11 protein-coding genes are annotated in these 12,288 nt (G+C 61.0%); 4 read left to right on the top strand and 7 right to left on the bottom strand.

The features are described from left to right. The first annotated feature begins 347 nt into the window (after window positions 1-347). Window positions 348-1,241: a dihydrodipicolinate synthase family protein gene (locus ACFC4D_RS22890; protein ID WP_376066319.1), complete on the top strand. Its 894-nt coding sequence runs from the start codon at window positions 348-350 to the stop codon at window positions 1,239-1,241. Window positions 1,242-1,325: 84 nt separating this feature from the next. Here the strand turns inward: ACFC4D_RS22890 and ACFC4D_RS22895 are convergent, their stop codons facing one another. After that, entirely contained in the window at window positions 1,326-1,934 is a 609-nt protein-coding gene (locus ACFC4D_RS22895) for an AAA family ATPase (RefSeq protein WP_376066322.1), read from the bottom strand. A gap of 43 nt (window positions 1,935-1,977) precedes the next feature. Between ACFC4D_RS22895 and ACFC4D_RS22900 the strand changes: the two genes are divergently transcribed. Both ACFC4D_RS22900 and ACFC4D_RS22905 read left to right on the top strand, forming a co-directional pair. Next, complete coding sequence (locus ACFC4D_RS22900) at window positions 1,978-2,484, top strand: HIT family protein (protein WP_376066538.1); 507 nt, start codon at window positions 1,978-1,980, stop codon at window positions 2,482-2,484. A 421-nt stretch (window positions 2,485-2,905) separates the two neighbouring features. Beyond that, window positions 2,906-3,373: an NUDIX hydrolase gene (locus ACFC4D_RS22905; RefSeq protein WP_376066325.1), complete on the top strand. Its 468-nt coding sequence runs from the start codon at window positions 2,906-2,908 to the stop codon at window positions 3,371-3,373. Here ACFC4D_RS22905 and ACFC4D_RS22910 read toward each other — a convergent pair. Then, window positions 3,361-3,924: an HD domain-containing protein gene (locus tag ACFC4D_RS22910; protein WP_376066327.1), complete on the bottom strand. Its 564-nt coding sequence runs from the start codon at window positions 3,922-3,924 to the stop codon at window positions 3,361-3,363. The two genes, ACFC4D_RS22905 and ACFC4D_RS22910, sit on opposite strands and share 13 nt — an antisense overlap. Before the next feature lie 313 nt (window positions 3,925-4,237). Further along, a complete protein-coding gene (locus tag ACFC4D_RS22915) occupies window positions 4,238-4,879 on the bottom strand; it encodes a hypothetical protein (protein ID WP_376066330.1) in 642 nt (213 codons plus the stop codon). Window positions 4,880-5,493: 614 nt separating this feature from the next. Between ACFC4D_RS22915 and ACFC4D_RS22920 the strand changes: the two genes are divergently transcribed. Further along, the gene (locus ACFC4D_RS22920) at window positions 5,494-6,075 is read left to right on the top strand and encodes a hypothetical protein (RefSeq protein ID WP_376066333.1); all 582 of its coding nucleotides are present in this window, start codon (window positions 5,494-5,496) and stop codon (window positions 6,073-6,075) included. A gap of 185 nt (window positions 6,076-6,260) precedes the next feature. Here ACFC4D_RS22920 and ACFC4D_RS22925 read toward each other — a convergent pair whose 3' ends face one another. The 4 genes from ACFC4D_RS22925 to ACFC4D_RS22940 all read right to left on the bottom strand — a co-directional run bounded on the left by ACFC4D_RS22925 (window position 6,261) and on the right by ACFC4D_RS22940 (window position 12,126). Beyond that, window positions 6,261-6,890 (bottom strand): exonuclease domain-containing protein, encoded by a 630-nt coding sequence (locus ACFC4D_RS22925; protein ID WP_376066336.1) that lies wholly within the window; start codon window positions 6,888-6,890, stop codon window positions 6,261-6,263. Between the two features lie 1,508 nt (window positions 6,891-8,398). Beyond that, window positions 8,399-8,611 (bottom strand): hypothetical protein, encoded by a 213-nt coding sequence (locus ACFC4D_RS22930; protein ID WP_376066339.1) that lies wholly within the window; start codon window positions 8,609-8,611, stop codon window positions 8,399-8,401. A gap of 885 nt (window positions 8,612-9,496) precedes the next feature. Further along, complete coding sequence (locus tag ACFC4D_RS22935; protein WP_376066342.1) at window positions 9,497-10,258, bottom strand: hypothetical protein; 762 nt, start codon at window positions 10,256-10,258, stop codon at window positions 9,497-9,499. 380 nt (window positions 10,259-10,638) lie between these two features. Beyond that, window positions 10,639-12,126: a hypothetical protein gene (locus tag ACFC4D_RS22940; RefSeq protein WP_376066344.1), complete on the bottom strand. Its 1,488-nt coding sequence runs from the start codon at window positions 12,124-12,126 to the stop codon at window positions 10,639-10,641. Window positions 12,127-12,288: the final 162 nt, after the last annotated feature.

The raw sequence follows: 12,288 nt of genomic DNA on the forward strand, positions 1-12,288 counted from the left end.
GTCCGGTGGCCCCACGTCAGGTACGGCATTTTGCCCGCCAACGTGGACCGTCAGCGGGCGGACCGTCGGCACTCGCTCGCGTGGACCCATCGCACGCACCGTGTAAACGTTCTCGAGCGTCTCTGTTGACCACAGGGCCTGCCGAACGTCACCGTGCGACGCCTGAATTCTTGGAACCATGGGTCGGTGTCCAGACCGGTGTTCTTTCGCACCGGGGGTGGCGTCGGGCGGATCTGGCGCAGCCCGCTCGGCGGAATCCCGCACGTCCACAAGGTCGCTGAATGTAAGGCGGCACCACAGCACGCTTTGTCAGGCACCTCGATACGTGCTGCGGTAGTAAGGCAGGTGTGATCTCCTCGCCGATCGTTGCTGCCGTGACCCCCTTCGATGAGCGTGGGGTGGTGGACTATGTGGCCCTCGGGGACTATCTGGACCTTTTGATCGAGGCGGGTGTGCAGAGTCTGCTGGTGAATGGGACGACCGGGGAATTTCCCAGCATGAGCTTGGTCGAGCGGCGAGAGGTAGTGGACTTTTGCCGCCAGCGGTGGCCGCGACGATTGATCGCGCATGTCGGTGCGAGCGCAGTCGGTGACACCGAGACGTTGATACAAGCGGCGAACGATTGCGCCGATGCTCTGGCGGTGATCACGCCCTACTTCTTCGCGGACGCACCAGAGGCCGGCATCGAGGAGTTCTTCGAGTGTGCGCTCTCGAGCGCACGAAAGCCGGTGCTGCTGTACAACTTTCCCCGACACACCCAGAACAGCCTCGCCCCTGCTCTGGTGACGCGCCTGAGTGCGAAGCTTCCGCTGTTGTGGGGTGTGAAGGACTCCGGGAAGGACCTGTCGATCACGCAGGAGTTCAAAGCCCGGTGCCCGAGGCTGCGGGTGTTCGTGGGTGACGATCGGATCGGCATCAGGGTGGCCGAGCTGGGAATCGACGGAGTCGTGACCGGCGCGGGTGGACCGGTCCCGGAGCTTCCGCTGGGAATCGCTGCCGCCGTGGGTCGCGGTGACGTGGTCGCGGCTCGCCATCTGCAGGCCACGTTCGATTGCTACAGCGACGCCCGAAAGGCAATGCCGTTGACTGACATCGCCTTTGTGAAGGCCGCACTGGCTGCCCGACTTCCAGGGTTTCCACCGCATGTACGACCACCGTTGGTCACCGCCTCGGCCGAACAATGTCAGAGCATCCGAACCTTCATGCGGGACAACATGATCAACAAACTGAGCCCATTCTGACTGGAAGTAACGAGGAGGCGCCTTGGTCGGTCGAAGCACGACCTCAGAATCCGAGGGACAATCCTTACTACAGACCTGGGCGAGTCAGTTCTCGATGACCAGATCGACTACGGAGTGGGCGATTTCGCGGAGACCGCTATCCAGCACAGCCGTCTGATAGCCCTCCCAGTCGGCGAGTTTGGGTGCGTCTCGCTCCTCGCCGCGTGCGGTCATTCGCGAGTGGATCTCCGCTGCCGAGGAGTCCACCCATATCGTTGTTACGGGCAATGGTGCCGATGCGCTGGCCAAGGTCCGCAAGTATTCACTCAGCGACATGCCCGCGTTCGCGGCTTGGGTGATGGCGGCCAGGAAAGGCGCATCGAGTACGACTGGGTGTTTCATCGCGACGATGAAACCGGTCCGGACCAGCCCTTCGTAGATGTGTGGAGCGACAACGGTTTTGTAGCTGTCACTGTCCCGGTCGTACGGGTCGCCGGTCAGTTGAGCCATCACTGCCTTTTCCAGGTTCGGCGCGAAGCTGTCCTTGTCCAGCACGCTGGCACCGGCAGCTGCGGCTAAAAACCACGCAGCCGTGGATTTCCCTGATCCGGGAAATCCGCACACTGCCAGCACACCGTGTCCGTCGAGTTCTTTCGCGCAATCCCGCAGCACTGCTTTGACCTTCGCTGAGAGCACCTCGACGTGTACTATCACGCTCCCGAGCATATCCCTTGGCGCACAATAGAAGTGGGGCAACGTGACGGCACCAGACCCCTCGGCAGCGACAATCGACTACCGTACAGACCCGATCGGCGCGGCCCGGCTGGGCACCAACCCGAACGTGTTGGGCCGAATGCGCACCGGCTGGGCGGTTATCGGAAACACCCAACACCTGCCCGGCTACTGCCTGCTTCTGCACGACGGCACCGCCGATCAGCTCACCGAGCTTTCACGCCCGGATCGCGTCGCTTTCATGCACGACCTCGTCTTGCTCGGTGAAGCCGTCGAAAAGGCCTGCCGCGCCTTGGATCCCGCTTTCTGGCGGATCAATTACGAGGTGCTCGGCAACTTCTGGCCGCACCTGCACGGGCACATCCACCCCCGCTACCAGTGGGAACCTGAACATCCTCGACCCGACCGGACGCGGCCGGGCACGATGGATGATGCGGTGGAAACCGGCCCTCAACGCGTTCGCCATCACCTTCGAAGGCCGGATCACCCCAACCGGAAACTAACCAACACCGGGATCAAGATCCGCCGTTAATCCGACAGTCCCGCTCTTCAAGAAATCGTTGATGAGGACGCGCGCCAGTGACGCCCAACAAGGCAAGTGGGGCGCCAGTGCCCTTGTAACGATCGGGGACAACAGTCTACTGAGGCCGGTTCGGCATTGGTGAGCTGTAGTCGGGTTATCTCTGGTAACCGTCGGCGACGGCTACGACGACGCGATGATGGGATCGTTCTGGTCAAGCATGCAGATCAAGCTGCTGAGCCGGAAAGGTGGCGAACTGTCGGCGCAGATTCTCCACGTGGATACTCTGTCTCTGGTCTATTTCTGTTGGTAGAGAAGCGCTTCAGTTGTTGGCTACCCTGACGCTGACTGCCCCCAGTTCGACAGCTACACCGAAAGCTTCGAGTCCATCTGGGCTGGTGCGAAACCATGGAAACCCTGACGGAGGCCGATCATGGGCAGGATCGAGTACTACAACGACCCGAAGGCACCGAAGCCGAATTCCCTGGTAGTCGCGTGCAACCTGCTTGTCACCGATGAGTCCGGGGCGATCCTGCTTCAGCGCCGTCGCGACACAGGTCAGTGGGCGTTGCCGGGTGGGGCCATGGACTTCGGCGAGACGGCCGGTGAGTGCGCGGTACGGGAGTGCCGGGAGGAAACGGGGATCACCGCCCAGATCACCGGATTCCTTGGCGTATACAGCAATCCGAATCACATCGTCGCCTACACCGATGGCGAGATTCGCCAACAATACGAGAACTGCTACATCGGTCGACCAGTGGCAGGCAAACCCACCATCAACGACGAGGCGGACGGCGTGACCTTCGTCCAGCCGGATGACTTGGACAAGTACGACATCCACCCGAGCATGCGCCAGCAGATCGGGGACTACCTGTCGGGGAACTATCCCTATCTGGGATGAGCTGCCGTGGCCAGATCGATTCGGGAGACCGCCGCGAGGATCTCCGGCTCCGCTCGCTGAATGAACTTGCCGACCACCGTGTTCGGGCCGTAGCGACCAACGATCTCGGCGATGCGGTTCGCCGCGGTTGTTGGTGTCCCGTCCGGTGATGTCGTTATATCGCAGAAGGTCAGAGCATCGACAAGCACCTGGTCATCGAGGATCGGGAATTCGACTGCGAGTTGTTCCCGCAGACCGCGTTCCTCGGCTTCGAGCAGCGCGAAGGTGTGATTGGCAACCAGGCGAGCAAGGCGCTCGTCAGCATGATGCTCGTCCCGGAGGAACCGCGCACCGTCCAATGGATGGAAGCCGGTCACAGCTGCATTGGGCGAATAGCCCACATCGTGCAGGATCGCGGATGCCGCGAGCAGCCTGCTGTCACAGGTCAGATGCCGTGAAAGGTCGAGGGCCTTACGAGCCACACCCACCGAGTGTGCCCACCTCCGAGGAAGCGCCATCTCCAGTTCACTCCGGGCCAGGCACCACGCCCAGGACGACTCGTTACCCACCATCGCCCGACGCTACAACCGTCCGGAGTCCTCGAGGGTAGGTTCTGTTCGGTTGCAACCTGATGTCCAGCCGCCCCCACTACTGGCGATCACATCGACGCAACATGCCGAGCGCACCACAGTTCCCGCGGAGTGCAGGCTGGCGAAAACGGATGGGTCGGTCCGGTGAACGGAGTGGACAGCGATGTCGGTCCCGGATTCCCTCGCGATCTGCCGAGAAGCTCTGTCGGTGACATCCGCCCGGGAATGCAGATGCCTTGGCTTCGACGAAACCGGTACCTGTCATGTGCCTTCTCATTCGCGATCGGCGAGCCACTCAGCCGAGATTGATTCGCTCGCAAGTGATTCCGCGTACCAAATCGCTCATCGCCAGGTCGTAGGCACCGCGTATCTCACGACGCATCCGTCTCAGCGCTTCGGGATTCAGCGAGGAGACATTCCTGTACTGACCCACATCAAGGCCAGAGTGGTAGTTCCCGTCGTGGCCAAAGGACGTCTCCGTAAGCACGATTCCCGGGAAGAACTCTTTGCGGTTGTAGTAGTACAACGCCAAGAGGTCATGGGCTTGATGCCATCGCAGAAACGGTGCCAGGCCCTCTGCCGCTCTCACCGGGGCCGCGCGGACAACACCGAACCTTGCGCCAAGGACCGTCTGAAGTTCAGCGGCTTCGGTGGAGAAGGCGAGGAACCTTTCGTCAAGCGCGGCCAGGATCTCTGACCGCTGTGCAGCCCCGGTCGCTTGAATGAGCTGGCGCCGCGTGTGTTGAAGAAATACGTACATTCCTTGGCCGATTCGAGCTGCATCATGCAGCAGCTTGGTCCGTACCTCGAAACTCTCGCGCCTGCGATCGTGACGTCGCGACCAGCTGGCCGCGGCGATGCTTCCGAATCCCGCGACCAACAACGCAGTAGACGACGTTTGAACCAAAGTCACCAGCAGTTGCTGTGTGAAGGTCATCTGGCATCCCCTGATTGGATTGCGCTGCAGGCGAATCCTGGCTTCGTCGAGACCTAGTGTCGCAGCCGGGGGCTCGCTGCACCTGAGCGTTGCCCGAAAGTAGTGGCGGTTCGCTGAGCGTCCGCGACGGGGCGTTGCGCTTTGTCCGTATTTGCCGACCTCGTTGCGGGGCGCAGGGCAGCGCCTACGATTCGTTCAAAACCGCGGTCGGGACCGGCGTCAAATACATTCCGATCGCGAAAGACATCCTCGGTCCGATGATCGATGCGGCGAACGGCTACTCCAAAGCCAATATCGTCGGTTACTCCTACGAAGCCCCGCCGACTCCGAGTAACACTACGAAGACCCCGACTACACCTCGGCGCGACAGTTCTATCAGATCGCCCAGGCTCTGCAGGACCAAGACGGAACTCTCGCGCACGACCCGTCGTACAGCAGTTCTTCGATTCCGGCGGCCATCTGAAAAGCTACGAGGACTCAGCGCGGTCGGCCGGCGACCAGAAGGAACTGCACAGCTGGCTACAGAACATCCTGAACTCCTACCGAGGAGGAGCTCTGCGAGATTCATTGCAGGACATCGCCACCAACGTCCAAGCCGGCCGTTCGGACATCCAATGACCACACACCGCATCCCGCACCGGACCGTCCAAGTGACGGCCATCGCCTTGACCGCGATATCGATCGCCAGCGCTGTCGGGTGTGGTCGGTCCACGCCCGCAGAGCCGCCTCCGCACACCCTGAGCCAGTTCTGCGCTCCTCTGCTTCAGTATTTCGATCGGGATCTCAAACTCGAGAACGTCAAACTGACCACCCTCGGCATCGCCGACAAGAAGGGCCTCAACGACTCCACCACGAGCGAGAACTGCAGCTTCTCCGGTAGCTCCGGCACCGTGAACGGCTCGGCCTGGATCAACCGGCTCTCCGACAACGCCAAGCTCACGAACTCACCCCAATGGTTCAAGGACCAGGGGTACAAACCGCTTCCCGGGCACAGCGCCGATATATGGATCAACGACTCCCGGACGATCACCCAGCCGATTCAGAAGAAGGGCACCCTCGACCTGATCACCCAAGTCGGGGTCTGGCAGGGACATATCGAGATCGTCGACGACGCCGGTCCCTTGGCGATCACCGACGAACAAGTCGGCAAAGCGGCTGACGCCATCATCGCAGCCACAACGGCGGTCGACCGGTAGTTGGGCCCGACTCCCAGGCTGCAGCCCGGCCTCGACGGCGTCGTCACCGAGGTCCGCAACGGTGACGACCTCGGTTCGGTTGCGCCGCAGTTCCTCCCGTCGTCGGTTCAGAAACGTGGTTTTGCCGGTGGAGTGAGTGCCCATCACAGCAACCGTGACCGGGCGTTCCACCTCATTCGGTGTGCTCAAAACAACCCGTCCGGCTCGGGCGGCGTCAAGAACTCGGGCAGGCCGGAGGTCCGAACGATTGCGTCCCAGTCGAGTTCGCCGTCTCGGACGAGGCGGCACAGCAGTTGCCAAGCTGCCCAGGCGTCGTATCCGGCCCGGTGATATTCCTGGTCGCCGTCCAGTCCGCGCATGTCCAGCTCGGCGTGCTCGATCAGTTTGTCGAGCGCGTAGCTCTTCAAGCCGGGCCACACCGCCTTGGCCAGGCGCAGCGTGTCCAGGACCATGGGTGGCTTCCAATCGGGCAAGTGGTTGGTCAGTACCTTCTGCTCGACGTTTGCGTTGTGTGCCACCAGGGTTCGCCCGAACATGAGACGGCCAATCGCCGGAGATACTGTCGCCCATTCCGGGCAGTTGGCGACATCGCCGTTCTTGATGCCGTGGACCTTGCGCGTCACGATCGGAGTGATCGGGTTCTTCGGCCGGATGAGCCACGAGCGGGTCTCGTCCGGACTGACTACCGCTCCCGCCACTGGGATGATGGCGATTTCGATGATCTCCGGCGGATTCTGCCCGTTTCCCTCGACGTCCACGACGGCGATGTCGTGGCCGCGCAGGGCGGCGGGGATCTCCGTGTACGCGGTGGTCACAGCTCCTCCTTGGTCGCGGGCCAGCCGATTCCAGCTGTGTCCGCGCGGGGTGCTGGAACCGTTCCAGACTTATCCCGTCACTGGACCTCATGTCAGGTGACTCGGGCAAAGGTCGCGGCTGGAATGCATGGCGCGCGACGGCTTCGCCAGTCAGATCAGGCGCAGTACCAAGAGTAGGGGTCGGATGTGTTGTTCGTATACGCGCCGCCATATCCCGTCCCGACAAAGTAGGCCCAAATGTTGAGGCCTTTTCTCACTGCGCCGTATGGCGGCACCCAGCAGCGCCATCCATATGCCCCTTGTGACGGATAATCGAGAGTGGCGGTCCATCCCGCCCCATAATTCATGTGGCAGACCTGTACATACTCCCATTGCTGCATCGCCGACGCTGAGGGTGTAACTACGAGAATCGGCCCGAATGCCAAAGTGGAAGCCAGGAACAGCTTGGTTGCCAACCTATTCATGATTGATCTCCTTTTCGGGGCCTCCTTGCCGGAGTGTCCTGCAGCGAAAGCCTCGAGCGGCAGGAACTAACGGTAGCGCGTATTGCAGTGCCGCACAGCGCTATTGGACTCGAGGGTGAGCGTGAAGAAAGCAAATTGCAAGATGTAATTGGCGTGACGGCGTTTCGAATCGAGGACTCTCAAAATATCCAGCGATCAGGTTGGCTCATTTCTCTCTGGGGTGGTTCTCGGTCGCACGCGCCGATGGGCTTGCTCAGCGAGGAAATCCACTCCGGGCGCCTGGGCAGTTCAGCGGTCAAGAGGATCACACGCCCCCCTGGCCAGGCCCGTCGCGGTCGAGCGGAAGCCAGCAGGCAGCGTGACGGGCGCCGCCTTATCCGGCACACCCACTACCCCGGGTCGGTAGCGGAAGCTCCCAATCATCTCAGTCGGTCTGTCGCCACATCGCCAAACCTTGATCGAATAGGATTCCGGAGCCGATCTAGTTGGTTCCCAGGCAGCAAGAGGCCACCGGAACTGTTCGTGACGGTTTCCCGTTATGGCCCAGCCGGTGCGCCAAGCGCCGGGCGATGTTGCAAAACGCTAGAGTGCCCACACGGTGTGGGTGAATCGTTCGGTGGTGGTGAGCATTTCAGTGTAGTAAGACTGGTCGGTGCTGTATCTATCTGCACACTTGAGCGGGTGCGCTCCCAGAACACCTGGAACAGTCGACTTCGACCATCCGCCAAGGGAAGTGGCGATCTCCTGGATACAGTCGGTCGGGCGAGGGGCTGCCCGCGACCCCGGTGCCCAATGGCGCGCGAGGGGAGACCTGGACTCACCTGGCGGAGTTCAGGTCTCTTTCCACATCTCTCCGCGAGCCAGCTGACTGATTCTCTTTACGCCCAGACCTCATCGGCGAAGAGGGAATAAGGGTATGCGGCAACGCAATCCAGAGGTCGGAAACGTGCAACCTCAACTTGGTCTTGGCTAACCCAGGTTTCAGTCCGGGCGCATGGTCAGCAATAGTTGTGCCAGCGTCGGCGAAGTGGATGGTTCGCGCACTCAGTGCCGGCAGCGCCAGGAATAGGCGTTGTGTTCATCGAGGACCACGGCCACTGTCTGAGGCGTGTACTGATCACGACATGCCTTGGCGACATCGATGTTGTTGGACACCGCGATCGCCGTGCACCGCCACGACCGCGCATTGTGTGTATCGAGCGGCTTCGCGATCAAGGGAAGATGATATTGGGTGTCGCATGCCTTCTGCATGTTCACACCGTCGTCCGTGGCCCACGCTGGTGGAGCCAGTACTGCGGACGCGAATGTGAGTGCTGCGGTCACACCCAGGAGGGCTGCCGTTTTGTGCAAATCATGGTGAGTCTCTCTCGGTTCGGAGCTGTCAGCTCTGTTGACTCCCTCGAGCCCGAGGGCGGTCGGTAGAGGCTTTAGGATCCAGCAATGCGAAGGTCGGCACCGCGTGTTGCTGACAGATCGGAATGGCGCGCCCCACAAGTAATCGAATCGTCGGGATCTTGTGGCGCGAAAGCGCTTCCCGACGCCGTCGAGACATACCGCACGGCTTGTATTTTCGTTCACAGTGAAAATAGTCGGGCATATAGGAACAGCGTCGCACGAATCGGTTCGTGTCAGCCACACATCATTGCTCCAGGTCCATGTTCTTGATCTCCATATAACCAAATTTTGGAGATCGATTGGGAGCACCGGAGTCCGCTTGTTAGGGCGTCTCTGCCGTCAGTACAGAGCGGTGGTGCAGCGCAAATCCTGCCGTAGTAGATACGGTTATGTACGAATGTGCCGCATCGCTACCGGTAAATTGCGGCCAAACGCCCCTCGGGGGTGTCAAGGGCGAGGCTGTTCGGGCTTCACTAGAGTATGAGGGGGCGTCTACACCCGGCTGCTTTGCGATATATGAGGTCGTGCGTAGTGGTGACGAACGTGTGGCGCAGCATGTGCGGAACTCATCGGACACGACTCCGGCACAGATCCTGGTGACTCGTGCTCGCGGTTGATCTCCACGAACATCCGGACAGCCTGCTCACGCCGGTCTTGCGGGCACCTCCTCGAACCCGACACGACGCCATCCTTCCCTGGGGCCTGAAGCCTCCCGAGATCCTGAGGCAATTCAGAACACGTTTAGCGCTACGCATGAGTGCTTTCGATCAGTCGATGCACTACCCCGGCGAGCCAAGAATCCAGACGCTTTGCACGAGCTGAGCGACCGTCATCCCAGTCGTGCGTTATCTGGACATACGCGGCGCGCCCATCGGGCATGATCCCAAACCAGGACTTGCCAAAACCGCGCTCGGACAGGCGCGAAAGAATCTGGTTAACCCTCGCGCGGTCCCCCGAGCCGACTCCGTCTACCTCTTCGAGCGCAATTAGCGAGTCCATTCCTGTCTGGCTCTCTACCTCGGACGCGCGCCTGTCCTCTACGAAGACCGGGTAGCCGACGAGTCGCAATCTGCGATCAAGTCGATCGCGCCGTCTCTTGTGTCGCTTGCCTGCATTCGTAACGATCTCGCCGCGGCCGCTTACGAGCTTTACGTTGGCCGGAGTGCCGGCCTGTGGCGCGAAGAACGTACCGGCCGTGCTGAGAGCGAGCCCATCGACTGGCCAGGCATATCCGACGATTCGCGACATCCTGTACGGGTTGTCTTGGACTTCTATTTCGCCGAATTTGAAGTGGAAGGGCGTCGGATCGAAGGTGACTACTTGTCGGGGTGCGACGTTGGCGTCCAACAGCTTCCGCACCGCGGATGCTGCCGCAGACGCGATCTCGTCTGCGACAGCTTGGCCGTACTTGATGCCAAGGTTGAACCGCGCCTGTGCCAGTTGTTCTCGCTGGTTCGATGTGCGCCGTGATGCTTGCTGCAACTCGTCGAACTGCTCATCAAATCCCACGAACGAAGTATGGGAGCACCCGCAACTGCGCGGCGGCCGATTCAGCAAAGCTCTTCGTTCGCAGTGATTTTCAACGTCATTGCCACCATCGGCCAAACATCTGAGGGTCTGCTCGTTCTGGATCTCCTGCCACAGCAGGTACCTGATCCATGCCGAGTCGAGTCGCAGGGCGAGATCGTCTGGGCCGTAGCCCATCTCGCACAGATAGATATTGACGACGCTGTTGATCCGGGCTCAGTTCAATTGGTCAGTGTCTGTACCCGCACGGTTCGCGAAAGGGGGTGGCCGCGGATGTCCGCATCACGGCCCGGACTATCGATCGTTGCTGCCGTTGGCATTCGGATCATGGCATGCCGAGGTAGAGACTCGGAACCTCGGGCTCAGGTCCATCGGAGGACCTGGAAGTCATGCAGGACATTCTTCGGATACTGCAGCTGGACAGGCGATTTCCCGCCGTCCGTGTCGACGATGTAGAGATCCGCGCCGTTGTAGGTGAACACCAGTCGTTTGCCGTCGGCGCTGACGACAGGGCTGGTCACAGTGGCCTGGTTTGTCGCGGGCAGGAGGTCAACCTTCGGACAATCCGGTGGTGTGTTGGTCACTTTGGCGATCTGAGTGCCGTTCGCGATGACGTAAGTGGTCGCGGATACCCAACTCACCTGGGTCATCGCGTACTCGCAGTTTCCCTTGGCGCTATCGTCGCCAGCTCCGTACACACCGATCGAGCCGTCGGCTTCCCGCCATGCGACTACGGTCGCAAACGGGCCCAACGTCTTGACGAACTGGCCGCCAGAGGTAGCGCCAGCAGGGAGCCGGTAGACATCGAACTGTCGGTCGCTCGTCACCCGGGAGTAGTAGAAGTCGCCGTTGCGCCCAAAGCCGATCGAGTCGAAGGCATAGGACTGCTCGAAGGGACCCGGCTTCTGGCCTGCCGTGACGTCAGTGAATCGGCCGCTGCTGTCAACCCAGCCCGCGTGGCCCTGGCCGTCCACTGCCTTGCTCATGGCGAAGCGGTCCAGTGTTGGCGAAAGCACCAACTCGTAGCTGTAGAAGTAACCAGTCCAGCCAGCGATGTCGAATTCCCGAACCTTCTGGTATTGGCCGGTTTTCGGATCCAGGTAGCCGACGGTCTCCTTGTTACGGATCCCGTTCGAGCCCTTGCCGCTCGTAAAATGCACCAGGATGCCCGACGTCGCCGTACCTGCGGCTGTAGTGCTGACGGTCCCAGATGAAGCTGGCACGCCACCATTGGCGAGTGGCACACCGCCTGGCAGACGATTGGCACCATCGTTGCCGTCGCTGCTCGACACGACGTTGGCAGCGACGAGGATGATGATCAACAGGATGACGAGCACGGCCACTCCGCCAAAGAGCACTCGCTGCGGGTGCTCGTTGGCGTAGGTGACGGCCTTGTTGATTGTCGTATTGGCCGAATTATCAATCTCAGTAGGACCATGGAATTGCCCCGCCACCATGCCGCCGTGGACTGTCCCGGTGTTGGTGGCGCCACCGATGGTGGTGATGTTGGGAGGCGTGTATACGCGCGCCTGGTGTACGGCTGCTTCGACCGCAGCAGTTCCCGCCGCAAGCTCAGCCGCGAAGCCCGGGTCACTGCTCGCGGCCTGTTCTAGACTCTGTTGCACCTGTTGACGCGTACTGGCAGAGACAGGCTGTCCCGTCTCTGCTTCCTGCGTCAGCTGCTGAATCACAGGAGTCATGTGAAGTTTCCGGGATACGACACCCCATAGGCGATCAACTGCGGCATCGACTGCCTGATCTGAGTGCTCGTCCAATCGCCCCGCTGCCCGGTTCGCCTTGGTAACCAGCCATCCGGCGACCATCCCGACAACGACTTCCATTCCCGTCATGCTTCATCTTCCTGCCGATATTCCCTGCCGTTATCGGTCTCTATCGGGATGAAATGCAGCACGTAACGTGCGGTGCGGCGTGTTGGGCCTGCGTGTTCAATCCAGCTCTGTTGCTTGGTTCTTGATCCACATGGAAGGGGGTGGTGCGCCTTGGGTATCTGC

This window comes from Nocardia sp. NPDC056000 (genome assembly GCF_042269265.1).
GTDB lineage: Bacteria > Actinomycetota > Actinomycetes > Mycobacteriales > Mycobacteriaceae > Nocardia.

Bases quoted from the DNA above. Each gene is read 5' to 3' on its own strand.
- ACFC4D_RS22905 (WP_376066325.1), top strand. From the start codon at position 2,906: ATGGGCAGGATCGAGTACTACAACGACCCGAAGGCACCGAAGCCGAAT.
- ACFC4D_RS22910 (WP_376066327.1), bottom strand. From the start codon at position 3,924: ATGGTGGGTAACGAGTCGTCCTGGGCGTGGTGCCTGGCCCGGAGTGAA.
- ACFC4D_RS22915 (WP_376066330.1), bottom strand. From the start codon at position 4,879: ATGACCTTCACACAGCAACTGCTGGTGACTTTGGTTCAAACGTCGTCT.
- ACFC4D_RS22920 (WP_376066333.1), top strand. From the start codon at position 5,494: ATGACCACACACCGCATCCCGCACCGGACCGTCCAAGTGACGGCCATC.
- ACFC4D_RS22940 (WP_376066344.1), bottom strand. From the start codon at position 12,126: ATGACGGGAATGGAAGTCGTTGTCGGGATGGTCGCCGGATGGCTGGTT.